The sequence below is a fragment of the Sphingomonas sp. GCM10030256 genome (genome assembly GCF_042666415.1).
In the GTDB taxonomy this organism is placed as follows: Bacteria; Pseudomonadota; Alphaproteobacteria; order Sphingomonadales; family Sphingomonadaceae; genus Sphingomicrobium.
This window is the reverse complement of the sequence record NZ_JBHTDI010000001.1, coordinates 1,268,815-1,293,988: the sequence shown is the minus strand read 5'-3', so window position 1 is coordinate 1,293,988 and position 25,174 is coordinate 1,268,815. Positions and strand designations below refer to the sequence as shown.

The following is a 25,174-nucleotide window of genomic DNA, read 5'->3' as shown; positions in this document are numbered from 1 at the left end:
CGGGCCCCTGCCCCTCGCGATCCGGCGAGGCCGTTTCAAGAGGAAAGCGCGCGTGAGCGCAAGCACTGTCGTTACCCGGTTTGCGCCGAGCCCCACCGGCTATCTGCACATCGGCGGAGCCCGCACCGCCTTGTTCAACTGGCTGTTCGCCCGTCACCATGGCGGGCAATACCTGCTGCGGATCGAGGACACGGACCGGGCGCGCTCCACCGAGGCTGCGATCGACGCGATTCTCGACGGCTTGTCATGGCTCGACATCGCGGGCGATGGCGAACCGCATTTCCAGTCGGAGTTCGAGGCTCGCCATGCGGAGGTCGCGCATCAGCTGCTCGAAAGCGGTCATGCCTACCGCTGCTACCTGTCGTCCGAGGAACTGACCGCTCGCCGTGAAAAGGCTCAGGCCGAGCGCCGCCCGTTCCGGCTCAGCAGCGAGTGGCGCGACTGCTCGGATGCCGGGCCTGAAGGAGCGCCGTTCGTCGTGCGCATCAAGGCGCCGCGTGAAGGCGAAACGGTCATCGACGATCTGGTCCAGGGCCGGGTGACGGTATCGAACAGCGAGATCGACGACTTCGTCCTGCTCCGCTCCGACGGCACCCCGACCTACATGCTGGCGGTGGTGGTCGACGACCACGACATGGGGGTCACGCACATCATCCGCGGCGACGACCACCTCAACAACGCCTTCCGCCAGCTGGTGATCATCCGCGCGATGGGCTGGCCGGAGCCGACCTACGCCCACATTCCACTGATTCACGGCGCTGACGGGGCGAAGCTCAGCAAACGGCATGGCGCGCTCGGGGTAGATGCTTATCGGGACGAGCTCGGCATCCTGCCCGAAGCGCTGTTCAACTATCTGCTGCGCCTTGGCTGGGGGCATGGGGACGACGAGATCATCAGCCGCGAGCAGGCAGTGGAATGGTTCGACCTTGATCATGTCGGCAAGTCGCCGTCGCGGTTCGACTTCAAGAAGCTGGAGAACCTCAACGGGCACTACCTGCGCCATACCGACGATGCCCGGCTGAGCGTGCTGGTTGCGGCGCGGCGGGGCGGGATGGAGGGTGACGATCTCGCCTTGCTCGAGCGGGCGATGCCCGAACTCAAGGCCCGGGCGAAGGACTTGAACGAGCTTGCCGCCGCCGCCGACTTCCTGTTTGCAGCGCGGCCACTGCCGATGGAGGACGGCGCTGCGGCGCTGCTGACGCCGGATGCCCGTCAGGTGCTGGTCCGCACCCACAGCGCGCTGGCGGGCCTGCGCGAATGGACCCGGGAGAGCACCGAAGCCGCGGTCCGGGAGGTGGCGGAGGAAGCGGGGCTGAAGCTCGGCAAGCTGGCCCAGCCGCTGCGCGCCGCCTTGACCGGAAAGACGACCAGTCCGGGCATCTTTGACGTGCTCGCGCTACTCGGGCAGGGCGAAAGCCTGGCCCGGATAGAAGATCAGATGCCAGGGAACACCGAACAAACGGAGCAATATTGATGTCGGATACCAACGCGACCCTGAAACTCGACGGCAAGGACACCAGCCTGCCCGTCCTGTCCGGCAGCGTTGGCCCGGACGTGGTCGATATCCGCAAGCTGTACGCCGATACGGGTGCGTTCACCTACGATCCCGGCTTCACGTCGACCGCCAGCTGCCGCAGCGCGATCACCTATATCGACGGCGAAGAAGGCGTCCTGCTCCATCGCGGCTATCCGATCGACCAGCTCGCCGAGCAGTCGAGCTTTACCGAGGTTGCCTACCTGCTGCTCCATGGCGAGCTCCCGACCAGGGACGAGCTCGACAGCTTCACCTACACCATCAGCCGCCACACGATGGTGCATGAGCAGCTAGCGACGTTCTTCCGCGGATTTCGCCGTGACGCGCACCCGATGGCGATTATGTGCGGCGTGGTCGGGGCCCTGTCGGCCTTTTATCACGACAGCACGGATATCACCGATCCCAAGCAGCGGATGATTGCCTCGCACCGGCTGATTGCGAAAATGCCGACGATCGCCGCCATGGCCTACAAATACAGCATCGGGCAGCCGTTCCTGTATCCAGATAACACGCTCAGCTACACGGGCAATTTCCTGAGGATGACGTTCGGGGTCCCGGCCGAACATTATGAGGTCAACCCGATCCTGGAGCGGGCGATGGACCGGATATTCATCCTCCATGCCGACCATGAGCAGAATGCCTCGACGTCGACCGTCCGGCTGGCGGGGTCGTCCGGCGCGAACCCGTTCGCATGTATCGCGGCGGGCATCGCCTGCCTGTGGGGACCGGCGCACGGCGGGGCCAATGAGGCGGCGCTCAACATGCTGCGCGAGATCGGGCGTCCGGAGCACATCCCTGAGTATATCGCCCGCGCAAAGGACAAGGACGACCCGTTCCGCCTGATGGGCTTCGGTCATCGCGTGTACAAGAATTACGACCCCCGCGCGAAGGTGATGCAGCAGACTGCCGAGGAGGTGCTGAAGGAGCTCAACATCTCCGATCCGGTGCTCGATACCGCCCGCGAGTTGGAGCAAATCGCCCTCAAGGACGATTATTTCATCGAGAAGAAGCTGTATCCGAATGTCGACTTCTATTCGGGCGTGATCCTGAACGCGATAGGCTTCCCGAGCGACATGTTCACAGTGCTGTTCGCGCTCGCCCGGACCGTCGGCTGGGTCGCGCAGTGGAACGAGATGATCTCCGACCCTGAGCAGAAGATCGGCCGTCCCCGTCAGCTCTACGTCGGCGATACCGAGCGCCAGTACGTCCCGGTAGGCAGCCGCTAGGGCTCCAGCGGCAACGTCAGGGTGAAGCGCGCTCCCTGGCCGGGCGTGCTCACCAAGGCGATGTCGCCGCCCATCGACTGGGCCAGGCGGCGCGAGATCGCAAGGCCAAGGCCGGCGCCCTCGCCGCGCGGTTCGACCTGCTCGAACTTCTCGAAGATCCGCTGCTGGTCCTCGAGCGGCACGCCTGACCCCTGGTCGATCACAGTGACCTCCGCCATCTTCCCCGCCGACAGGGTCACCTGAACCGTCCCGCCGCGCGGCGAGAACCGGATCGCGTTGCCGATCAGGTTGACGAGGATCTGCGTCAGCGCCCGGCTTTGGCCGCGAACCGGAAGCAACTCGGCCCCGTCCCGCACCAGCGCCACGCCACGTTCGCCCGCCTGCGACTGGACCAGCCCGATCGCTTCACCGGCAATCGTGGAAAGGTCGACCCGATCATGGCCGCGGATGGGCTCGTCACCCATGGAATGAAGCACGGCGAGCAGGTGCCGGCCCGCCGCCGCGATGTCGGACGCGTAAGCCGCATAATCGCTCCGCAGCGGACCCTCGGCGCGGGCCGCGATCTGCTGCGCTTCGTCGATGATCCGATCGAGCGGCTGCCGAAGCAGGTCGTCGATCCCCGGGCCCTCTCCCTCTCCGGCGGCGGCGGGCAATTCGGCCCGTTCCGCGCCCAAAGTCGCCCGATAACCGCCGAACGTTCCGCCCGGGTCGGCAACTGCCTCGCCCGACAGGAGCAGGGGCGCATTTTCGCCATGCAAGGCGACGACCCGCTGACCCACGAACGACCGCCGCAATGCCAAAGCGGACAGCAAGGGCATCGCCCCCTCCTCGTCCGGTTCCAACCGGAGCAGCCGGGTGAGCGGAACATCGACGGTCCCCCCGGCCTGGAGCCCGAATTGCCGCGCGAGCGACGGAGCAAGGGCCTTGACCCGCAGCTCAGCGTCCAGCTCCAGCCAGTCCGCGCCGGCATCGGCCGCAACGCCCGGTTCCGGCGCGTCGTCCCCTGCCCATCTCGGCGGGTGAAGCGGCCGTTCTACCCAGCTTTCCACGGTCAGGCGCACCTCGGCGTCGCCCGGCTCCGCCCGAACCCACAGATCGAGGTCCTTGTCGCGCGACCCGGCAAAGGCGGGGCGGGAAACGGTTACGCCGAGCTTGCGGGCCAAGCGGGCAATGGCTCGCAGTTGCGGAATTGCGAACGGGGCGCCCAACCTGGAGCCCGCTTCCTCCTGAAGGCGAGCAAGCGGCGGGTCGGCCGCGACCAGCCGGCCGGCGTCATCCACAGTCGCCCTGATCTGCTCAGCGGCCATCCGCGCGCCGCTCCCCGATTGCATCCAGCGCGCACCGATAAGGTGCCGGGAGCCGAAGCCGACGACGCTCCCGTTGTACAAGCGCCGGGTCGAGCTGATCGAAACGATCGATTTCCGCGGCTGGATCGGTAATGCCGAGCGCGTCGCTCAGCGTCGCGAACAAAGCCGCCGCCACCGGCCGCGATTGCCCCGCCAGGCGGAGCAGAAGCGCCAAATTCCCCTCTTCGTTCACCATCATCGCCCAGGCGTCGCCCGGCCCAATGCCTGCAACCCGCGCCAAGGCATGCGACAGCAATGGCGCGTCGCCATGACGGGCAAAGTCGATGATCGCCTCTCCGTCCAGCTGGCCGGCCGCTTCAAGGGCGCGGACCAGGCGGGCAGTCAGGGCGTCGGCACGTTGCCCGTCGTCATGGCGGGCGAGGAGGCCCGAGGCGGCCGCAGCAAGGGCATCGTGATCCGCAGCCGGGATCGCCGAGGCGAGCGCGGCAGCGACCGCGAATGCGAGGTCGACCGCGGTCTCCGCGTCGAGATCCTGAAGATGGACTGCAGCCTTGCCGAACCGGTCGCGGGTCCGGCCCCGCGCGATGATCAATGCCATGGCCGCGGCGGCGACATCCCCATCGGGCCCGGACGCCAGCCGCTGCAGCAAGGCGTTACCATTGCCGGAATGCCCGACGCTCTGGGTAATCCGCGCCGTGTCCGCCCGGCAGAGCAACAGGCGCATCAGGTCAGGCCCCTGCAGGTGGCCGGCCCGGGTCAGCACCGCAGTAAGCTCGGCCGGATCGAAATCACAACGGGCTGCAATTTCGCTCGGCACCCGCACCCGGATCTCGTCGGCAATTCCGCCGATCAGCCCGTGCAGCATGGCGGTCATCAACGACCGCTCCTGCTCGGTCAGTCGATGAGCCGGATCGAGGAAGAAGTCGGCGAGCGCAGTCGCCAGCCGGCCGCCGTGCGCGGCATGCGCACGGTCGACCGGGGGGTCGGCAAGCTCCCCCTCGCCGGGGATTGCGATCGGCCATTCATCGCCAGACATTCTGGGGGGTGTTAGCGGATTGAAGTTAACGCGTCCTCAATGGCGTGCGATCCGATGGACAACGTGCTGAACGATGAAGAAGCTGGCCGCGGCATAGAGCGCCAGCACCGCGAGCAGCCCGCTCCACCAGCCGAGTGCCGCGAACGGCAGCGCCGTGACCACCGCAGCCCTCGATGAGAACAGCCAGTGCGCGCCGGGCACGTCCCGCCCCGCCTGCTCGATCCGCTGGGCCTCGGCAAAGGCGATCGTCGCAAAGGCGCAGGCCAGCGCGCCCCAACCGCCGCCGTGGCGTGTCTCGAACCAGCCAAGGCCAAGCAGAGCCAGCCCGCAAGCCGGCCACAGCAATCGGCGGCTGAGCATCCGCGCCGGCAGCGGTCGCATTCGCAAGGTGGCGAGACGCTCACCGATGAGGTCGAGGGGCATCGCCAGGACCAGCATCCCAAGCCCCGCCGCCAGCCAGCCGCGGGTGAACACCAGCGCCGCTCCAACGGTCAGCGCCAGCGCAGCGAACACCAGCCATTCCGGCCGGACCGGGCTGCGCATCAGTTGCTCGGTAGCGAACTCCTCCGGGATCGGCAGCAGGTACCGGCTTGGCCAGTCGCGCCGAGCGCCGCGGGAAGTGACCAGCAGGTAGCGATCGAACGCCGCTGGATCGGCCGCGGCCCCGGCAAGGAACGGCGTTGCCTCCTGGCCGGCAGGAACCAGGCTCGCGCCCGCCTGCAGAGTCCGGCGAAGAAGCGTCGATTGGAGGTCCCAGTCGCCGAGCATCGCGGCAGTGGAGGACAGGGTCGCTCCGTCCACCCGCGCAAGCCCAGCCCAGCGGTGGCTCGCGTCCAGCCGCTCGAAATCCTCATGAGCCTGGTCGTCGGCCACCGTGGCGATGGCCCGCTCCCCGGCCTGCGCGATCCGCTCGACCAAAGCCATGCCGGGCGCCACTCCGTCGGCGATCTGCAGGATCGGAGCACCGGGCTCGAACCGTGCAGCGGCCTCATTGCCGTCGGTCACGGGCACCACGTTGATGCCTTCGCTGCGGAGCCGATCGAAGGCCGCGGCCAGCGCCACGGGCACGCGCTCGACCAGCACCACCACGGGAGCGGCACCCGCCGCGGCGGCGCACCGGGACTGATATTCGATCAATGTCCGGCCCGCGAGCGGGGTCAGCGCCCGCAAGCTTCCCGAATCGTCTTCGCCATAGGCAGCAATCAAGGCGCCGAGCGCCATCGGCACGTCCCTCCCCTGAAGGCTCTCCTTGCACGCTTCCGCTTGGCCGCAAAGGTGGTAAACATCAGCGTCATGAACGCGAGCATGCAGCGGGCCGAAGAGCCGCTTCCACCTCTGGACCTCACCGCCGACCAGCAGGACGGTGGGTATGAGGAAGCCCAGGCCTACGAGGAACCTGCGTTGGTGCCGGAGGACGGCGCGGGTGGCCGGCAGGTACTCGGCTGGACCCTGGTCGGACTGGCGGTGCTGTGGCTTGGCTTCGCCGCCTGGTCGGCCGGGCGGACGCTTGGCGGCGGGCTCAGTGCACCGGCGGCGGCGCAATGGCTGGCAATCCTCGCCGGCCCACTGGCGCTGCTCGGCCTAGTCTGGCTGCTGTTCGGCCGCACCCGGCGGCGCGAGACGGAGCGGTTCACCCGGTCGGTGATCGCGATGCGGACCGAGGCACGGTCGCTCGAGGACCTGCTCGGGGTGCTGCGGCAGCGGATCGACGAGGAACAGGACGCGCTTGGCCGTATGGCGGAGCGTCTGATGCGGCTTGGCGACGAGACGACCCACCGCCTCGGCAACGTTACCCGCGACCTCGGCAGCGGAGCCGAGACCCTTGCCCGCCATAGCGCGGCGTTGGACCGCGCGGCGGAGAATGCCCGCAACGACATTGGCGTGCTGCTGGAGGACCTCCCTCGGGCGGAGGCGAGTGCCCGGGCCATGAGCGACGAGCTGCGCCGCACCGGGCGTGGGGCAAGTGCCCAGGCCGTTGGGCTGGAAGCGCAACTGAGCGCCATAAGCGCCCGTGCCCGCGAGAGCGACGACGTGATCGGCGCCGCGGCCCAGCGGCTGGTCGCCCATCTTACCCAGATCGAAACCGCCAGCAACGCTGCGGCGACCCGAGTCGGGGAAGCCGGTGCGGCAGCAAGCGCGGAAGTGGATGCGCTGCTCGATCGCACGGCCGAAGCACTGGTGCAGGTCCGCGCCGGGGTCGATGCGCAGGCAGAGGCCGTCCGCGCGCTGGTGGAACAGAGCGCCGCCGGGATCGGGCGGGCCGGAAACGACGCAGCCGACTCCCTGGCGCAGCGGCTGGGAACGGCCGGCGGCGCGCTCGATCAGCTGTCGTCGAGGATCGCGGAACAGGACCGGGCGTCACAGGCGCTGATTGCCGGCCTCGACCGTGGGCTGGCCGACCTCGACCAGAAGTTCGTCGACCTTGCGGCCGAGGGGGACCTGCGGGCGACTGCGGTTGCAACCGCTATCGACCGGGTCCGCAACGAGCTCGATCAGCTCGCCATGCAGTCGGCGACGAACGACGGTACGCTGGACGGCCTCGCCCAGCGAACCGGCGCACTTCGCGAGGCCATCGCCACGCTTCAGACGGACGTCGGCGAGCGGCTTGCCGTGTCGCTGCACCAGGCCGAGAGCGGCGCGGAACGGCTGCTCGCCGCGGTCCAGGCGTCCCGCCCAGAAGTGGAATGGATGCGCGAAGCCGCGGTGGAGGCGAGCGATCGTCTCGGCACCAGCGCCGAGGCCATCGGCGCGCAACAGGATCGCCTTGCTGCCCTGCTCGCCACCGTCGATGAAGGCGTCGGCACCGCGGAACAGCGGCTGGCAGGCTTGCGCGACACGATCGAGGCGCTGCAGGCCGAGGCCGCTCGGGTACAAGCCGAAACCGCCCCAGCCCTGGTGGCGGCGATGGTCCAGGTGCGGGAAGCGTCCGCGCATGCCGCCGAGCGGGCGCGCGAAGCGATCGCCTCCGTGATCCCGGACAGCGCCGAACGCCTGTCGGCCGAGACCCGCAAGGCGCTCGAGAAGGCCATCCGCGACGGTGTCACCCAGCAGCTTGCGGATGTGGAAACGGTCGCCACCCGCGCGGTCGAGGCCGCCCAAGCCGCGTCGGACCGGCTGACCCGGCAGATGCTCAGCATCGGCCAGACCGCGACCGCGCTCGAGGCGCATATCGAGCGGTCGACAGAGGCTCAGCGGACGCAGGACAGCGAGGCGTTCGCCAAGCGCACGGCCGTGCTGATCGATTCGATGCACTCGGCCTCGATCGACGTCGGCAAGATCCTGTCCGACGAGGTAGACGACAAGGCGTGGGCGGCCTACCTAAAGGGCGACCGCGGGGTCTTCACCCGCCGCGCCGTTCGCCTGCTTGGCAACAGCGAATCACGGGCCCTCTCCGCGCAGTACGAAGCGGACGGGGAGTTCCAGTCCTCCGCCGACCGCTACGTGCATGACTTCGAGGCGATGCTGCGCCGGGTGCTGGCCGAGCGCGACGGCGGGATGATGGCCGTGACGCTGATGTCCTCCGACATGGGCAAGCTCTATGCGGCGCTTGCCCAAGTGGTCGAAAGGCGGCGCTGACTTAGTTGTAGAAGTCGAGGTCTTCGGCGGTGATCCAGCCGAACACGTAATTGGAGTAGTAGAGGCCGAACAACACCGTCGCGAGGATGGTCGAGCGGACGACGTGCGGCCCGACGTCGAACCGATGCGGGGCGCTGTCCGCCTGCCCCGGCACCTTTTCCTCGCCAACCTCCTCAGCGGTTTTCACGCCGAACGGCAGCAGCAGGAACGCGCTGCCGACCCAGAACAGGAAATAGACCGCGATCGTCGCGCCGATGCTCATCCGGCGCGCACCAGCATCACTTCGACAATCGGCTTCTTGCCCGTCCACACCGTGGCGCAGCGCCGGACCGCCAGCCGCACCGTTTCGCGCAGCTTCTCCTCGTCCATCCGCGGCTCGACGGCACGGGCAGCAACGTCCGCGGCGTCGCGCAGGAAGTCCGACCGATCCTGCTCGACCGGCACGCCGAGCGCCCGCACTACCGGCTCCCCAGCCAGCGCCCCATTGGCGCCAAGCGGGAGCGACACGGCGATGATCCCGTTGACCCCCAGCTTGCGACGCTCATTGATCGTCGATCCATCCGCGGGCAGGATGACGTCGCCGTCCAGCACCAAGCGTCCGACCCGTTCCTCGCCGACTTTCTTCGGCGCGCCCGGGGCGAGGCGGATGACATCACCATCTTCCTGGAAGACGGCGGTCGGGATTCCGTTCGCGAGCCCGAAGCGTGCCTGCTCGCGCAGGTGGCGCGGCTCCCCGTGCACCGGGACAAGGACCTGCGGGCGGATCCAGCGGTACATGGCCGCCAGTTCCGGCCGGCCGGGGTGGCCCGACACGTGAACGTGCGCCTGCCGGTCGGTGACCGTGAGCACGCCAAGCTCGGACAGTGCGTTCATGATCCGGCCGATCGCGACTTCATTGCCGGGGATCTGCTTGGACGAGAAGATCACGGTGTCGCCCTCGCCAAGCTTGAGCTCATGGTTGCCGGCGGCAATCCGGCCGAGCGCGGCGCGCGGCTCGCCCTGGCCGCCGGTGGCGACGATCAGCACGTCCTTGCGGGGCAGGCGCATAGCTTCGTCGAACCGCACGGGCTCGGGGAAGTCGCGGAGGTAGCCGGTCGCTTTGGCTACCTTGAGGATGCGGTCGAGCGAACGGCCCGCGACGACCACCCGCCGGCCAGTCTCGTCAGCGACCCGGCCGATCGTGTCGAGCCGCGCCGCATTCGAAGCGAAGGTCGTCACCAGCACCCGCCCACGCGCCTCACCGACCGTCTGCAACAGCCCCTGGTAGACGTCGGCTTCCGATCCGGACGCTTCCTCCGTGAAGGCGTTGGTGGAGTCGCACACCAGCGCCAGCACGCCCTTGTCGCCAATGGCGGTCAGCGCCTCGGCCCCGGTCGGATTGCCAAGCACCGGCGTGTTGTCGATCTTCCAGTCGCCAGTGTGGAAGACGCGGCCATGCGGCGTCTCGATCAGCAGGCCGTTGCCCTCCGGGATCGAGTGGGCGAGCGGCACGTAAGTCACACGAAACGGCGCCAGGTCGATGCTTCCGCCGCGCTCGATGATCTTGAGCTTGACCTGCCCGGTCAGTCCCTCTTCCTCCAGCTTGCCCGCGATCAGACCGGCGGTGAACGGGGTTGCGAAGATTGGCACCTTGAGGTCGGCGGCCAGATAGGGGATCGCACCGATATGGTCCTCGTGGCCGTGGGTCAGCACCAGGCCGACGAGATCCTTCTGCCGGCGCTCGATGAATTCGAGGTCGGGCAGGACGAGGTCAATGCCGGGATATTCGTGATCGCCGAACGTCAGCCCGCAGTCGACCATCAGCCATTTGCCGCGGCAACCGTACAGGTTGACGTTCATGCCGATCTCGCCCGATCCGCCGAGCGCCAGAAAGAGCAGTTCTTCGCCTGGTGTCACTTCATTTCCTGTTCTGTCGTCACCTGCGATGACGCTCAATCCCGGGGTTGGCTCCGCCTATACAGCAAAGCCAGGCCCTGGATGGTGAGGTCGGGCTCGATCGCGTCGAACACCGGCGTATGCTGCCTGAACAGCGTCGCCAGCCCGCCGGTTGCGATCACGGTGACCGGGCGGCCAATTTCCGCCTTCATCCGCGTGACCAGCCCTTCCATCATGGCGACGTAGCCCCAGTAGATGCCGGTCAGCATCTGGCTTTGCGTCGTGCGGCCGATCACGCTCGAATCCCTGGGCGCCTCGATGCCGATCCGCGGCAGCTTGGCCGCGGCCGCCACCAGCGCGTCGAGGCTGAGATTGATGCCGGGCGCGATGATCCCGCCCTTGTAGGCGCCGGTATAGTCGACCACGTCGAAGGTCGTCGCGGTGCCGAAATCGATCACGATCAAATCGCCGCCATGCTTGGCGTGGGCGGCGATGGCGTTGAGGACACGGTCCGCGCCGACGTTCTGCGGCTCGTCGACGTCGAGCGCAACCGGCCAGGCGGCTTCGCCTTGACCGGCGATCACCGGCTCGACGCGGAAGTACTTGCGGGACAGAACCTCGAGGTTGTGGAGCGCACGGGGCACCACCGTGCCGATGATGACGGCACTGACGTCCTCGGTCGAATAGCCTTCCAGGTCGAGCAACTGCCGCAACCAGACGACATATTCGTCGGCGGTTCGCCGCGGGTCGGTGGCGATCCGCCAACGCGTGCGGATCTCGTCGCCGTGGACTAGCGCAAAGACCAGATTGGTGTTGCCGGCATCGATCGCGAGAAGCATGGCCCTACCCGAGGCTGACGTCGGCGGCACGGATGACACGCGTTTCGCCGCTCGCCAAGCGCAGCCTCAGAGCGCCGTCGCGCTCCAGTCCATCGAACCCGCCCTCCAACCGCTCGTCCGGCCCGGCGTGGACCGACAGGGCCGAGCCGATGGGGTGAGCGCTTTCCAGCCACAGGCCGAGCAGTCCCGGCCAGTCCTCGCGCCAGCGTTCGAGCTCCCGAGCGAACGCCGCGGCGAGCAGGGGCGCGAAGGCTTGCGGGGTGACCAGCGCCACCGACGAAAGGGCACCGGTTGGGCGTTCCGGAAGGGCCGGCGCCTTCGCAAGATTGACGCCGAACCCCGCGACCACCCGGCCGCCGCTGCGTTCCAGCAGGATTCCACCCAGCTTGCCCGGTCCGAGCAGCAGGTCGTTGGGCCACTTCAGCATCAAGCCAGTGGCGGGGGCGGCGGCCTCCACTGCGCGGATCAAAGCCAGCCCGCACGCCAGCGCAAGGCTTGAGGCAGCCGGATCACCAGGCCGCAGTTCGACCATCGTGCTGCCACTGAAATTGCCCGCCGGAGCAAGCCATTCGCGACCTTGCCGCCCGCGCCCCGCGTCTTGGGCCAGGGCGATGAGCCAGTCGCCCTCAACTGCAGCGTCGCTGGCGAGCAGGTCGCTGTTGGTCGAGCCGGTCCGCTCGACGAATCGAAGCCGCGTCAGAACAGGCTCGCGGCGTTGGCGCTGAGGCGGCCGAGCGGTCCGATCAGCAGGTAGCCGAGCGGCGATACGAACAGGGCCGCAAGCGCGATGAGCGCCGTTTCCACCGGCGCCCTCGAGCGGGGGAACGGCTCGGCAGGCGGATCGAAGTACATGACCTTGACGACCTTGAGGTAGTAATAAGCGCCGATCACTGTCGCCGCAGCCGCGGCCAGGGCGAGGAGCCGCAGCCCGGCGTCGACCGCGGCGATGAACACCATCAGCTTGGGCCAGAAGCCGAACAAGGGCGGGATACCGGCCAGGCTGAACATGAACATGGCCAGCGCCGCAGCCAGCAGCGGCCGCGTTTGCGACAGGCCCGACAGGCTGGCCAGGCTTTCCACCGGCCTGCCGTCAGCGTCGCGCATCCGCAGCACGCACAGGAAGGCGCCCAGCGTCATCACGACGTAAACCGCGCTGTAGAACAGCACCGCCTGCGCGCCCTGCTCGCCCCCCGCAGCCAGGCCGACCAGGACGAACCCGATATTGTTGATCGACGAATAGGCCAGCAGCCGCTTGACGTTGTTCTGGCCGTACGCCGCAACCGCGCCGAGGATGATCGAGGCGAGCGCGGCGAAGATCACGATCTGCCGCCACTCATCGATCGCCGGAGCCATCGCATCGAGGCACACCCGCGTGGCAAGCAGCACTGCGGCGATCTTCGGACCCGAGGCGAAGAATGCGGTCACCGGGGTGGGCGCGCCTTCGTAAACGTCCGGGGTCCACATGTGGAACGGAACGGCGGCGATCTTGAACGCGAGGCCGGCGAGGGTGAACACCAGCCCGAAGGTCAGCCCGATCGAGAGTGCCTCGCCCTCGCCGAATGCGGTGGCGATCCCGGTGAAGCTGGTCGTCCCGGTAAAGCCGTAGAGCAGGCTGAGGCCGAACAGCAGGATACCCGACGCAAGGCCGCCGAGAACGAAATATTTGAGCCCCGCTTCCGCCGACCTCTCGTCGTTGCGGCGATAGGAAGCCAGGACGTACGCGGACAGGCTCTGCAGCTCCAGGCCGACGTAGAGCATCATCAGGTCGGTGGCCGAGACCATCACCGCCGCGCCGACGCTGCTCAGCAGGATCAGCACTGGGTATTCGCCGCCATGCTCGAAGTCGCGGTCGAACCAGCCATGCGCCATGACGATTGCCACCGCAGCGGACAGGAAGATGATCAGCTTGCCGAAGGCCGCAAAGCCGTCGGCGGCGAACATGCCGCCGAACACCGCTCCCGCTTGCTGCGGCGCGCCGACCAGCGTGAAGGTGGCAGCAAACAGGATCGCGACCGCCGCAACATGGATGATCATCGACGAACGGCGCACGAAGGCCGCCACCATCATCAGGACGATGGCACCAAGGCCGACGATCACCTCGGGGAGGATTGGGGCGAGGCTGGTCATCAGTGAGCGGGCTCCGCAGCGCCCGCGGCGCCATGTTCGTCCTTGCCAGCGGCGGCCGCGGCCGGATTGCCGGCCGTTGGCCTGCTGTCGCCCGGCGGGGTGGCGCGCTCGATCCTGGTCAGCAGTCGCCCGACGTCGTCACGCATCGGCGCGAGAAAGCTTTCCGGATAGACGCCCATCCACAGCACAGCTGCGGCGATCGGAGCGAGCAGCCACCATTCACGCCGGTCGAGGTCCTTGAGGGTGGCCGCTTCCTCGGTCCGCGCGACGCCGTAGGCGATCCGCCAGTAGAGGTAGAGCATATAGGCCGCGCCGAGGATGATGCCGGTGGTGGCGACGATCGCGGCCCAGGTCGACACCTTGTAGGTGCCCACCAAGCTGAGGAACTCCCCAACGAAGCCGCTGGTCCCCGGCAGTCCGACGCTCGCCATGGTGAACAGCATGAACAGCAGCGCGTAGCCGGGCATGTTGTTGGACAGGCCGCCATACTTCTCGATTTCGCGGGTATGCATCCGGTCGTAGATCACGCCGACGCACAGGAACAACGCGCCGGACACCAGCCCGTGACTGAGCATCACGATCAGCGCGCCCTCGATCCCCTGCCGGTTGAAGGCGAACAGGCCAAAGGTCACGAATGCCATGTGCGCGACGGAGGAATAAGCGATCAGCTTTTTCATGTCCCGCTGCACCAGCGCAACCAGGCTGGTATAGACCACCGCGACGCCGCTCAGGATGAAGACCAGCGGGATGAACTGCTCTGACGCTTCCGGGAACATCGGCAGCGAGAAGCGGATGAAGCCGTAGCCGCCCATCTTCAGCAGCACGCCGGCCAGGATCACCGAGCCCGCCGTCGGCGCCTGAACGTGCGCGTCGGGAAGCCAGGTGTGAACCGGCCACATCGGCATCTTGACCGCGAAGCTGGCGAAGAACGCCAGCCACAGCCACCATTGCAACTCCGGCGCGAAGTGATAGGCCATCAGCGCGGGGATGTAGCCTGTGCCGGCCTCGCCGATCATCACCAGCATGGCGATCAGCATCAGCACCGAGCCGAGCAGGGTGTAGAGGAAGAATTTGTAGCTGGCCTTGATCCGCTCGGCGCCGCCCCAGATGCCGATGATCAGGTACATCGGGATCAGGCCCGCTTCGAAGAAGATGTAGAACAGCAGCAGGTCCTGCGCCATGAACACGCCGAGCATCAGCGCCTCCATCAGCAGGAAGGCGGCCATATATTCCGGCACGCGCTTGTCGATCGCGCGCCAGCTCGCGCCGATGCAGATCGGCATAAGGAAGACCGACAGCATGATCAGCATCAGCGCGATGCCGTCGATGCCCAGTGCCCAGTTGAGGGTCTCGCCGCCGATCGACACGTTTTCGACGAACTGCCACTGCGGCCCACCCGGCTGGTAGTTCAGCCACAGCAGGACGCCGAGCGCCAGATCGGCCAGCGTCGCTCCGAGCGCCAGGGCGCGCGCCGCGGGCGCCTTGACGAACAGGCACGCCAACGCCGCCAGCAGCGGGATGGCGATCATGGTGGTGAGGATGGGAACGCTCTCCATTACCGGGTCATCGCCCAGGTCGCGGCGGCGACAAGCCCAAGCAGCATCACCAGCGCATAGCTGTTCACATAGCCGGACTGCAGCCGTGCGGTGAACCGGTTGCCGACGCCCACCGCATAAGCAGCGCCGTGCGGCCCAAAGCGGTCGATCGTCTGCTCGTCACCGCGGTGCCAGAACAGCCGTCCCAGCCACATTGCCGGACGAACGAAGATGGCGTCGTACAGCTCGTCGAAATACCACTTGTTCATCAGGAACGTATGCAGCCCCCCCGTCGCCGCAATGAAGCGACCAGGCGCGTCCGGACGCCGGATGTAATTGTTGTAGGCGATCAGGAAGCCGAGGATCATCACAGCCGCCGGAGTCAGCTTCACCCACAGCGGCACTTCGTGCATCGCATGCATCAGGTGTGTATCGAACGACAGGCTGCCGTTCCAGAAGTGCGCCCCGCCCTCCGCGTCAATGAACGCGTGGTGGAAGGCGACGCCGGCAAACACCGCCCCGACCGACAGCAGTGCCAGCGGCACCAGCATCGACCACGGGCTTTCGTGCGGGTGGTAGCCCGCAGTGCCTGTGACGGCCGGCGCGTGGATCTCGTGCGAGCTGTCGCCATGCTCCTCATCGGGCGTGTCATGGTGACCGTGCACCGCATGCTGGATATGCTCGGAGGCCGCCCAGCGTGCCTGGCCGAAGAAGGTCAGGAAGATCAGCCGCCAGCTGTAGAAGCTGGTCAGCAGGGCCGCGAAGGCCCCGATCCAGAAGGCGATCGTGCCATGGACCGAACCGCTGGCGAACGCGCTCTCCAGGATCGCGTCCTTGGAATAAAAGCCGGCGAACCCGAACACGCCGAGCACCCCGACGCCGGTGATCGCCAGCGTTCCGGCGATCATTGCCCAGAAGGTAAGCGGGATCTCTTTCCGCAACGCGCCATAGTAGCGCATGTCCTGCTCATGGTGCATCGCGTGGATCACCGATCCCGCACCTAGGAACAGCAGCGCCTTGAAGAAGGCGTGGGTGAACAGGTGGAACATCGCCGCGGAATAGGCGCCGACGCCCGCCGCGAAGAACATGTAGCCGAGCTGCGAACAGGTCGAATAAGCGATCACCCGCTTGATGTCATTCTGCACCGTGCCGACCGTTGCTGCGAAGATGGCGGTGGCGGCGCCGACGAAGGTCACGACTGCGAGCGCCGTGTCGCTCGTTTCGAACATCGGAGACAGCCGGCAAACCATGAACACGCCGGCCGTGACCATGGTCGCCGCATGGATCAGCGCGCTGACAGGAGTTGGGCCCTCCATCGCGTCGGGCAGCCAGGTGTGGAGGCCAAGCTGCGCGGACTTGCCCATCGCTCCAACGAACAGCAGCAGGCAGAGCAGGGTCATGGTGTCGACCCGCATGCCGGCAAAGCCGATGGTCGACCCCGCCATGCCCGGCGCCGCTTCGAGGATCGCGGGGATCGACACGGTGCCGAACACCAGGAAGGTACCGAAGATACCCAGGCTGAAGCCGAAGTCACCGACCCGGTTGACGACGAACGCCTTGATCGCCGCCGCATTGGCGGAAGGCTTGTGGTACCAGAAGCCGATCAGCAGGTAGGAGGCGAGGCCGACGCCTTCCCAGCCGAAGAACATTTGCACCAGGCTGTCCGCGGTCACCAACATCAGCATGGCGAAGGTGAACAGCGACAGATAAGCGAAGAAGCGAGGCTGGCTGGGGTCCTCGGCCATGTACCCCCAGCTGTAGAGGTGGACGAGGCTGGAGACGGTGGTCACCACCACCAGCATCACCGCCGTCAGCGCATCGACCCGAAGCGCCCAATCGACCACCATGTCGCCCGAGCGGATCCAGTCGAGGACCGGTACCACCTGCGCCTCGGCCCCGCCGCCGAGAAAGGCGATGAATATTGGCCAGCTCAGCGCCGCGGCGATGAGCAGCGCGGCGGTCGTGACGATCTTGGCCGCAAAATTGCCGATCACACGCCCGCCGAGCCCGGCGACGATCGCGGCCAGCAGCGGCAGGAAGACGATGAGGACGATGCTTTGCATTTACCCGCGCATCCGATCGGCTGCGTCCACCGCGATGGTGCCGCGGCGGCGGAAGAAAATGACCAGGATCGCCAGTCCGATCGCGGCCTCAGCGGCGGCGACGGTCAGGACGAACATGGCGAACACCTGGCCGGTGAGGTCGCCCAGGAATGCGCTGAACGCGACCAGGTTGATGTTCACTGCCAGCAGCAGCAGCTCAAGCGCCATCAGCATCAGGATGACGTTGCGGCGATTGAGGAAAATGCCGAGCACGCCGATCACGAACAGGATCGCGGCAACGGTCAGATAGTGGGCGAGACCGATCACAGCTTCATCCCCTCACCCACCGGCGGATTGAGGTTGCGCGTGGCATCTTCCGGTCGGCGCTTGATTTGGCGGCTGACATCCTGCCCGCGAACGTCGCCCCGGCTGCGGTGCGTGAGGACGATCGCTCCGATCATCGCCACCAGCAGGATCAGGCCGGCCAGTTCGAACGGCAGGAGGAAGCGGGTGTAGAGCAAGGTCCCGAGCGCCTCGATATTCGGCACGGGGGTCGCCGGCGGCATGGCGGAGGCCTGCTGCAGCACCGGTCCGGAGCCGCGCGCGCTGATCGCGATGATGATCTCGGCCAGCAGCACCAGCGCGATGAGCAGGCCGAACGGCAGGTTGCGGGTTAAGCCGGAGCGCAACTGCGCGAAATCGATGTCCAGCATCATCACCACGAACAGAAACAGCACGGCAACCGCGCCGACGTAGACGATGACCAGCAGCATCGCGATGAACTCTGCGCCCGCGAGCAGCATCAGTCCCGCTGCGTTGAAGAAAGCAACGATCAACCACAGGACCGAATGGACCGGGTTGCGCGCGAAGATCACCAGCACCGCGGAGGTGATGCAGATCGTCGCGAACAGGTAAAAGGCGAGAAGCGCGATCAGAACCCAAATCCCTGTTCGTCCCGAGCGCAGTCGAGGGACGTTTGGCTGCGATAAGAACGTGTCTCGACTTCGCTCGACACGAACGGACGTGGTGGAAGCGGAATCAAGTGCGGCGGGCCTTAACGGTAGGCAGCATCAGCGGCAAGGTTCGCCGCGATCGCTTGTTCCCAGCGGTCCCCGTTCGCCAGCAACTTTGCCTTGTCGTAGAGCAATTCCTCCCGGGTCTCCGTCGAGAATTCGAGGTTCGGCCCCTCGACGATCGCGTCCACCGGGCACGCCTCCGCGCACAGCCCGCAATAGATGCACTTCACCATGTCGATGTCGTAGCGGGTGGTCCGCCGGGAGCCATCTTCGCGCGGCTCCGCCTCAATGGTGATCGCCAGCGCCGGGCACACCGCCTCGCACAGCTTGCAGGCGATGCAGCGTTCTTCCCCATTCGGGTAGCGGCGCAGCGCATGCTCCCCCCGGAAACGCGGCGACTGCGGCGTCTTCTCATAGGGGTAGTTGATCGTCGCCTTGGGCTTGAAGAAGTAGCGCAGCGTCAACGCGTGCGCCTTCACGAACTCCCAGAGCGTGAACGATTTGATCCAGTGCGCAATCATTGAACCGATCCACCGTCAATGTGGGTGCATTCAGCGGGGAAGGTCTGTTCCTCGCCGACCTTTGTGATGCGCAAGCGTCCCTCGCTTGGGCTGATGAACACCTGGGAAACTCCATGCTCGCCCGTCGACGTGGATCGGCGGAAAATCATCTGAAAATCGTAGAGCACGTGGTTCAGGGATTCCGCGAAGGCGCTCACCTTGAACATGGGCGGTTTCCCGGCTTCTGAACCCGGTCCATGAAAGACCCACAGGTTGCCCCGGTCGAGACGGAGCGAGGACATGTCCTTCGACACGCCCTCCATGTTCGTCAGCTCCACTCGCACAGGAATCTGCGAACGGGAACGATCCACGGGAAGGAAGACCCGATACTCGTAGCTCGCCAGCGCGGACGCCCCCTCCCTGGCGCGGCAAGTGAAGGCGAAGGCCGGCTTGTCCCGGAAAGCGGGAATGGCTTCCGCCGAGGGCGCGGCCTGAAAAAGCATAAGCGCCGCCAGGATCACGCTGCACCGCCATAGCGGGTCAGCATCAGCCAGCCCGAGATGAGGACGACGAACACCAGGCTCAGCGGCAGGAAGATCTTCCAGCCCAGCCGCATCAGCTGGTCGTAGCGGTACCTCGGCACGGTCGCGCGGACCCAGCCGAAGATGAAGAAGAACAGCAGCATCTTGAGCAGCAGCCAGATGATGCCGGGAATGGCGTAAAGCGGTGCCCAGTCGATCGGCGGCAGGAACCCGCCCCAGAACAGGATAGCGTTCAAGGCGCACATCAGGATGACGTTGCCATATTCGCCGAGCCAGAACAGCGCGAAGCTCATCGAGCTATATTCGGTCTGGAACCCGGCAACGAGCTCGCTCTCCGCCTCGGTCAGGTCGAACGGCGTGCGGAAGGTCTCGGCCATGGACGAGATCAGGAACACCACCGACATCGGGAACAGCAGCGGTTCGAATCCGAAGCCGTTCAGCAGGCCGAAGCCGCTGTTGCCGGTCTGCGCGATGACGATCCCGGTCAGGTTGAACGTCCCGGCGTAAAGCACGACGCAGATCAGGACGAAACCGATCGATACTTCGTAGCTCACCATCTGCGCCGCTGCACGAAGCGCCGAGTAGAACGGATATTTTGAGTTGGACGACCAACCCGCGATGATCACCCCGTAAACACCCAGCGAACTCGCCGCGAGGATGTAGAGCAGTCCGACATTGATGTCCGCCAGCACCACGCCGACGTCGAACGGCACCACCGCCCACACGATCAGCGCGACCGTGAAGCTGATGATCGGCGCGATCAGGAACAGGCCCTTGTTGGCGCTGGTCGGGACGATGGTCTCCTTGAGGAAGACCTTCAGCCCGTCGGCGAAGCTCTGCAGCAGGCCGAACGGCCCCACTACGTTGGGGCCGCGGCGAAGAGCGATCGCGGCCCAGATCTTGCGCTCTGCATAAATGATCATCGCCACCGCCAGCATCAGCGGCAGGGCAATGAGCAGGATGCCCGCGATGGTCGCGAGGAACCACGACCATTCGTAGGTCAGTCCCCAGTCCTGGAAAGTGGCGGTCACTCCGCGGCCTCCGCTAAGGTCTGGCCGTGGATCAGCTCGGCCGAGCAACGCTGCATCGTTGGGCTGGAGCGCGCGATGGCGTTGGTGAGGTAGAAATCCTGGATCGGCAGGGTCATCGACCCGCCCGCGTCGGAAGCCAGCGCCGGCGGCGCCCACGGCAGGTCGATCAGCCCGTCGCGGCCAAGCTCCGGCACGTCCGCGATCATTGCGGCGCGAAGCTGGTCGAAGCGGTCGAACGGGAGCGGCTTGCCGAGCAGGTCGGACACTGCCCGGAAGATGGTCCAGTCCTCCCGCGCATCGCCCGGCGGGAACACCGCCCGCTCGCCGCGCTGCACCCGGCCCTCCAGATTGACGTAAGTGCCGTGCTTCTCGCTATACGCCGCCGCCGGAAGGATGAGGTCCGCCCCTCGTGCGCCCTTGTCTCCGTGATGGCCGACGTAAACCTTGAACGCTCCGGCAAATCGCTCGGGAGCCACTTCGTCGGCGCCGAACAGCAACAGGACGTCCGGCCGCGCCGCTTCGATATCGGCAATGCCGCCCGGCTGCGCATAGCCGAGCAACAGCCCGGCCATCCGCGACGCAGCGGTGTGGATCACGTTGAAGCCGTTCCAGCCGTCGCGCACCAGCCTCAGCGGTTCGGCCGCCGAGAGCGCCGCGCCCAGCGCTCCCGCCCCGAGCGCGCCCGGCCCGACGATCAGCGCCGGCCGTGCCGCGCCCGCGAATGCCTCGACGACGTTAGCCGGCAGCTTGCCGAGCAGCGCCAGATCGTCGCCGATGTTGGTCACTGGATAGGCGAGGTCCGCCATTGGCCCGATCGCGAACACCTTGGCGCCGCGGCGCACCGCCTTGCGGATCCGGGTATTGACCAGCGGCGCTTCCCAGCGCGGGTTGGTCCCGACCAGCAGGATCACGTCGGCCGTCTCGATCCCGGCGATCGTCGAATTGAACGCCACCGCGCTCAACGACGACACGTCATAGTCGAGGCCCGTCTGCCGCCCTTCCAAGAGGCTGGAGCCCTGCCCCTCGAGCAGCTTCTTCGCCGCGAACATGGTCTCGGCGTCGAGTAGATCGCCCGCGATTGCCGCGACCTTGGCCCCCGCGGCCTTCAGCCGGTCTGCAAAGGTCCGAAGCGCCTCGCCCCAGCTGGCCTCGCGCAGCTTGCCGTCGGTCCGCACCCACGGCCGGTCGAGGCGGTTGCGTACAAGCGCGTCGGCATGGTGGCGCGTCTTGTCGCTGCACCACTCCTCGTTCACGTCCTCGTTGATCCGCGGCAGGATGCGCATCACCTGCGGCCCGCGGGTGTCGAGGCGGATGTTCGTGCCTACCGCGTCCATGACGTCGATCGCCGGCACCTTCTTCAGCTCCCACGGCCGTGCCTCGAAGCTTTGCGGCGCCTGCAGCAGCGCGCCGACCGGGCACAGGTCCGCCAGGTTGCCGGACAGCTCGCTGGTCAATGCGCGTTCCAGATAGGCTGTGATCTGCGCATCCTCGCCGCGGTACAGCATCCCGAGTTCCGGCGTGCCCGCCACTTCCTCCGCAAACCGCACGCAGCGGGTGCACTGGATGCAGCGCGTCATGGCCGTCTTGATGACCGGACCCATATACTTGTCGTCGACCGAGCGCTTGTTCTCGTCGAAGCGGGTGGACGACCGGCCATAGGCCATCGCCTGGTCCTGCAGGTCGCACTCGCCGCCCTGGTCGCAGATCGGGCAGTCGAGCGGGTGATTGATGAGCAGGAACTCCATGACGCCTTCGCGCGCCTTCTTCACCAATGCGGTGTCGGTGCGGATGGTCTGGCCGTCGGCAGCCGGAAGTGCGCAACTCGCCTGAGGCTTCGGCGGACCCGGCGCGACCTCGACCAGGCACATCCGGCAATTGCCGGCGATGCTCAGCCGCTCATGGTAGCAGAAGCGCGGGATCTCCTTGCCCGCAAGCTCGCAAGCCTGCAGCACGGTTGCGCCCTGCGGAACCTCGATGTCCTGTCCGTCGACGGTGACCTTAGGCATGGTTCAAACTCATTTTCACTTGCTGGCCCCGCTCAGCAGGCGCGAAGTGCGATCGTCCTGGCTGATGTGCTGCTTCATTGCCCTGCATCCCCAAGCAGATGAACCACTGGCTCCGCCAGTGCACGGCGCAGACTCGCCGAGGTGAGCTTGATCTTGGAGTTTGCCGGGAAGCAGGGCCCGAGAACCGGCGCCAGTGCGGCCACGGCGGCCTTCTCTTCACCGCTCTTCTCCTCGGATAGCAAAAGAGCTCGCGACCCGCGCCAATCGGTGGATGCAACGCAATGGCCGAAGTCCTGCAGCACCAAAGCGTTGTGGTCGACGGCCGACCCAGCCGGCAGCGCCGCGTAAGGTGCAGCGAACCATGCCTTGCCGTTCGGGTTCAGGCCGGCCGGCGCCAGATTCGACTTGCGCAGCTGCTTGCGGGCGATCGCCAGGGCGACTGGGTAGCGGAATTGATGCGACTGGAAGACGAGTTCCTGATCATCGGGGAAAACCAATTGGTCATCCCGGGTGCAGATCGAGAATTCGCCTTCCTTCGTCTTCACGAACTTGTCTTCTGCGTCAGTGCCAGGAAGGATGTTCATCCAGGTACGCACCATCTTGGGCTGCCGTTCCATGATGCACTTCGCGATGATCTGGGTCAGCGCTCCGACGTTCTCCGTCTTCACGTTCTTGCCGATGCGAGTGCCCGTCTTCTGCGCCGATGCAGGTGCCCCCACCATCGCGGCCGCACAACAAGCCAGCATCAGTTTCGTGGCGACGTGCATGACTCTACCCCTTTTCCCCCTTGAGCAGCGTTGACCACTAACGGGCTGAACTCGCATCGAAAAGCGCGAAGTCACGCGTCTCCGCCCGGGCCACGCCGCCCCGAAATGATCCGCGACACGGCATAGGCGAGCGCCGCGAGGATCAGCAGGGTCAGGATGAACTTCACTTCGCGGCTCCGGCGCCGCGTGCGTCGGCGATATGCCAGGCAGCGAGCGCCAGGACGGAGCGGGTGCCCGCGGCGTTCAGCGTCGCCTGCGCGCCCTCCGCCAGGCAGTCGCCCAGCGTCGGCGCCAGCGCCCGCATGGCGGCCCGCTCTTCGGTGCTGCCGGGACCAGTGCCGAGCATCGCGGAGACCTGCGCCGGCTGCGCTTTGACCGCGCATAGCGCCATCACTTCGGTCGGCGAACGGGCCACGATCGGCTGGCCCTCGGCTGCCGCCGTACGCGTAATGTCGATGCGGCCGCTCTCGACCATGTGTTCAGCCAGCGCACCGGCAAACACCAGCCGGTTGAACCGAAGAACCCCGTTGCCCAGGCACTCGCCCTTGCGCCGGGCATTTTCCCTCAGCCGGTCGGCATAGCTGACCGTCCTCCAGTCGATGCGCAGCAGCTTTGCGACGATCTTGCGCTCGTCCTTCACTACGCACCGGGCAACTTCGTGCATCTTGCCGAGCGCGACCGGGTCGTTGGACAACGGGCCCTCGGCCTGAGGAGCCCAGAGCGCGACAGCAAGGTACGCGAGCAACATCATTCGGCGGCCTCCAGCAGGTCACCGCCGCGGCGGTCCGCGATCCGGCGCTCAAGTTCCGGCCGGAAATGCTTGATCAGACCCTGGATCGGCCACGCCGCCGCGTCGCCGAGCGCGCAGATGGTGTGGCCCTCGACCTGCTTGGTCACATCGAGCAGGCGGTCGATCGTTTCCGGCGTCGCGTCGCCCTCGCGCAGCCGCTCCATGATCCGCCACATCCATCCGGTGCCCTCGCGGCATGGCGTGCACTGGCCGCAGCTTTCATGCTTGTAGAAATAGCTGATGCGGCTGATCGCACGGACGATGTCGGTGGACTTGTCCATCACGATCACAGCCGCCGTACCAAGCCCGGAGCCGACCGCCTTCAACCCGTCGAAGTCCATCGGCGCATCCATGATCTCGGCTGCGGGCACGAGCGGCACGGATGATCCGCCAGGGATCACGGCCAGCAGATTGTCCCACCCGCCCCGGATGCCGCCCGCGTGGCGGTCGATCAGCTCGCGGAAGGGGATCGACATGCTCTCCTCGACCACGCACGGCGTGTTCACATGGCCGCTGATCTGGAACAGCTTGGTTCCCTCGTTCTTCGGATTGCCGAAGCCCGCGAACCAAGGCGCCCCGCGTCGGAGGATCGTCGGCACCACCGCAATCGATTCAACGTTGTTGACCGTAGTCGGGCAGCCGTAGAGGCCAGCGCCCGCCGGGAACGGCGGCTTGAGCCGCGGCCGGCCCATCTTGCCTTCCAGGCTTTCCAGCATCGCGGTTTCCTCGCCGCAGATGTAGGCGCCCGCGCCGCGGTGCACGAACAGGTCGAAATCGTAGCCGCTCGACGCCGCATTCTTGCCGAGCAGGCCGGCTGCATACGCCTCGGCGACGGCCTTCTCCAGCGCCTGCGCCTCGCGGATGAACTCGCCGCGGATGTAGATGTAGCCGGCCCGCGCCCGCATCGCGAAGCCGGCGATCAGCGCCCCTTCGATCAGCTTGTGCGGATCGTGGCGGATGATCTCACGGTCTTTGCAGCTGCCCGGCTCCGACTCGTCGGCGTTGATGACCAGGAAGTTCGGCTTCCCGGGCTTCGGCTCCTTGGGCATGAAGCTCCACTTCATGCCGGTCGGGAAACCGGCGCCGCCGCGCCCACGCAGACCCGAGGTTTTCACTTCTTCGATGATCGCATCCTGGCCGCGCGCCATCAGCGCCGCCGTGCCATCCCAATCGCCACGCGCCTGCGCCGCCTTCAGGTCGGGCGACTGGAAGCCGTAGACGTTGGTGAAGATGCGATCCTTGTCGCTGAGCGGACCGGTGCTGCCCATCACGCAAATCCCAGGAAATAGATGGCGGCGACGATGACGGCCGCGATGACGGCGAATTTCACCAGCCCCGCGACGAAGCGGAACGCCAGGAAGGCGACGATTAGCGCCACGATGATGACGGCGATGTCGCTCATACCGGAACCCCGTTCGTCATTGC

General features: G+C 66.6%; 23 protein-coding genes. 3 read left to right on the top strand and 20 right to left on the bottom strand.

Features of this window, described 5'->3' with window-relative positions; genetic code table 11:
- The first annotated feature begins 52 nt into the window (after nucleotides 1-52).
- Together gltX and ACFQPG_RS06480 are read left to right on the top strand one after the other, a co-directional pair.
- Entirely contained in the window at nucleotides 53-1,474 is a 1,422-nt protein-coding gene (gene gltX / locus ACFQPG_RS06485; RefSeq protein ID WP_380811166.1) for a glutamate--tRNA ligase, read from the top strand.
- Complete coding sequence (locus ACFQPG_RS06480) at nucleotides 1,474-2,760, top strand: citrate synthase (RefSeq protein WP_380811164.1); 1,287 nt, start codon at nucleotides 1,474-1,476, stop codon at nucleotides 2,758-2,760. Before gltX ends, ACFQPG_RS06480 begins: the two co-directional genes overlap by 1 nt.
- Here ACFQPG_RS06480 and ACFQPG_RS06475 read toward each other — a convergent pair.
- The 3 genes from ACFQPG_RS06475 to ACFQPG_RS06465 are packed head-to-tail and all read right to left on the bottom strand — an operon-like array spanning nucleotide 2,757 to nucleotide 6,324.
- Nucleotides 2,757-4,067 (bottom strand): ATP-binding protein, encoded by a 1,311-nt coding sequence (locus tag ACFQPG_RS06475; protein WP_380811162.1) that lies wholly within the window; start codon nucleotides 4,065-4,067, stop codon nucleotides 2,757-2,759. The two genes, ACFQPG_RS06480 and ACFQPG_RS06475, sit on opposite strands and share 4 nt — an antisense overlap.
- Nucleotides 4,057-5,103, bottom strand: coding sequence for a DUF2336 domain-containing protein (locus tag ACFQPG_RS06470; RefSeq protein WP_380811160.1), 1,047 nt, complete (start codon nucleotides 5,101-5,103; stop codon nucleotides 4,057-4,059). Before ACFQPG_RS06470 ends, ACFQPG_RS06475 begins: the two co-directional genes overlap by 11 nt.
- A 36-nt stretch (nucleotides 5,104-5,139) precedes the next feature.
- The gene (locus ACFQPG_RS06465; RefSeq protein WP_380811158.1) at nucleotides 5,140-6,324 is read right to left on the bottom strand and encodes a hypothetical protein; all 1,185 of its coding nucleotides are present in this window, start codon (nucleotides 6,322-6,324) and stop codon (nucleotides 5,140-5,142) included.
- 72 nt (nucleotides 6,325-6,396) lie between these two features.
- On the opposite strand from ACFQPG_RS06465, the gene ACFQPG_RS06460 reads away from it, so the two are divergent.
- Nucleotides 6,397-8,679: a hypothetical protein gene (locus tag ACFQPG_RS06460; protein WP_380811156.1), complete on the top strand. Its 2,283-nt coding sequence runs from the start codon at nucleotides 6,397-6,399 to the stop codon at nucleotides 8,677-8,679.
- 1 nt (nucleotide 8,680) lies between these two features.
- On the opposite strand, the gene ACFQPG_RS06455 is transcribed toward ACFQPG_RS06460, so the two are convergent.
- The 17 genes from ACFQPG_RS06455 to ACFQPG_RS06375 form a co-directional block, all read right to left on the bottom strand.
- Entirely contained in the window at nucleotides 8,681-8,941 is a 261-nt protein-coding gene (locus ACFQPG_RS06455) for a DUF1467 family protein (protein WP_380811154.1), read from the bottom strand.
- Nucleotides 8,938-10,575, bottom strand: a complete 1,638-nt coding sequence (locus ACFQPG_RS06450) for a ribonuclease J (RefSeq protein WP_380811152.1) — start codon at nucleotides 10,573-10,575, stop codon at nucleotides 8,938-8,940. Before ACFQPG_RS06450 ends, ACFQPG_RS06455 begins: the two co-directional genes overlap by 4 nt.
- A 35-nt stretch (nucleotides 10,576-10,610) precedes the next feature.
- On the bottom strand, nucleotides 10,611-11,393 hold the full coding sequence (locus tag ACFQPG_RS06445) for a type III pantothenate kinase (protein WP_380811150.1): 783 nt from the start codon (nucleotides 11,391-11,393) through the stop codon (nucleotides 10,611-10,613).
- Between the two features lie 4 nt (nucleotides 11,394-11,397).
- Nucleotides 11,398-12,093 carry a biotin--[acetyl-CoA-carboxylase] ligase gene (locus ACFQPG_RS06440; RefSeq protein WP_380811738.1) on the bottom strand — a complete coding sequence of 232 codons (696 nt, stop codon included), beginning with the start codon at nucleotides 12,091-12,093 and terminating at the stop codon, nucleotides 11,398-11,400.
- Entirely contained in the window at nucleotides 12,090-13,520 is a 1,431-nt protein-coding gene (gene nuoN / locus ACFQPG_RS06435) for an NADH-quinone oxidoreductase subunit NuoN (protein ID WP_380811148.1), read from the bottom strand. Before nuoN ends, ACFQPG_RS06440 begins: the two co-directional genes overlap by 4 nt.
- Nucleotides 13,520-15,076 (bottom strand): NADH-quinone oxidoreductase subunit M, encoded by a 1,557-nt coding sequence (locus ACFQPG_RS06430; protein WP_380811146.1) that lies wholly within the window; start codon nucleotides 15,074-15,076, stop codon nucleotides 13,520-13,522. Before ACFQPG_RS06430 ends, nuoN begins: the two co-directional genes overlap by 1 nt.
- Complete coding sequence (gene nuoL / locus ACFQPG_RS06425; RefSeq protein WP_380811144.1) at nucleotides 15,076-17,118, bottom strand: NADH-quinone oxidoreductase subunit L; 2,043 nt, start codon at nucleotides 17,116-17,118, stop codon at nucleotides 15,076-15,078. Before nuoL ends, ACFQPG_RS06430 begins: the two co-directional genes overlap by 1 nt.
- Nucleotides 17,119-17,424 (bottom strand): NADH-quinone oxidoreductase subunit NuoK, encoded by a 306-nt coding sequence (gene nuoK / locus ACFQPG_RS06420; RefSeq protein WP_380811142.1) that lies wholly within the window; start codon nucleotides 17,422-17,424, stop codon nucleotides 17,119-17,121.
- Complete coding sequence (locus ACFQPG_RS06415) at nucleotides 17,421-18,032, bottom strand: NADH-quinone oxidoreductase subunit J (protein ID WP_380811736.1); 612 nt, start codon at nucleotides 18,030-18,032, stop codon at nucleotides 17,421-17,423. Before ACFQPG_RS06415 ends, nuoK begins: the two co-directional genes overlap by 4 nt.
- 119 nt (nucleotides 18,033-18,151) lie before the next feature.
- The gene (gene nuoI, locus ACFQPG_RS06410) at nucleotides 18,152-18,634 is read right to left on the bottom strand and encodes an NADH-quinone oxidoreductase subunit NuoI (RefSeq protein WP_380811140.1); all 483 of its coding nucleotides are present in this window, start codon (nucleotides 18,632-18,634) and stop codon (nucleotides 18,152-18,154) included.
- Nucleotides 18,631-19,134, bottom strand: coding sequence for a hypothetical protein (locus ACFQPG_RS06405; protein WP_380811138.1), 504 nt, complete (start codon nucleotides 19,132-19,134; stop codon nucleotides 18,631-18,633). Before ACFQPG_RS06405 ends, nuoI begins: the two co-directional genes overlap by 4 nt.
- Nucleotides 19,131-20,186, bottom strand: a complete 1,056-nt coding sequence (gene nuoH / locus ACFQPG_RS06400; protein WP_380811136.1) for an NADH-quinone oxidoreductase subunit NuoH — start codon at nucleotides 20,184-20,186, stop codon at nucleotides 19,131-19,133. Before nuoH ends, ACFQPG_RS06405 begins: the two co-directional genes overlap by 4 nt.
- Nucleotides 20,183-22,192, bottom strand: coding sequence for an NADH-quinone oxidoreductase subunit NuoG (gene nuoG, locus ACFQPG_RS06395; RefSeq protein WP_380811134.1), 2,010 nt, complete (start codon nucleotides 22,190-22,192; stop codon nucleotides 20,183-20,185). Before nuoG ends, nuoH begins: the two co-directional genes overlap by 4 nt.
- A gap of 74 nt (nucleotides 22,193-22,266) precedes the next feature.
- Nucleotides 22,267-22,959: a hypothetical protein gene (locus tag ACFQPG_RS06390; RefSeq protein WP_380811132.1), complete on the bottom strand. Its 693-nt coding sequence runs from the start codon at nucleotides 22,957-22,959 to the stop codon at nucleotides 22,267-22,269.
- Between the two features lie 163 nt (nucleotides 22,960-23,122).
- A complete protein-coding gene (locus ACFQPG_RS06385) occupies nucleotides 23,123-23,710 on the bottom strand; it encodes a hypothetical protein (protein ID WP_380811130.1) in 588 nt (195 codons plus the stop codon).
- Entirely contained in the window at nucleotides 23,707-25,017 is a 1,311-nt protein-coding gene (gene nuoF, locus ACFQPG_RS06380) for an NADH-quinone oxidoreductase subunit NuoF (RefSeq protein ID WP_380811128.1), read from the bottom strand. Before nuoF ends, ACFQPG_RS06385 begins: the two co-directional genes overlap by 4 nt.
- Complete coding sequence (locus ACFQPG_RS06375) at nucleotides 25,017-25,151, bottom strand: hypothetical protein (RefSeq protein WP_380811126.1); 135 nt, start codon at nucleotides 25,149-25,151, stop codon at nucleotides 25,017-25,019. Before ACFQPG_RS06375 ends, nuoF begins: the two co-directional genes overlap by 1 nt.
- Between the last annotated feature and the right edge of the window lie 23 nt (nucleotides 25,152-25,174).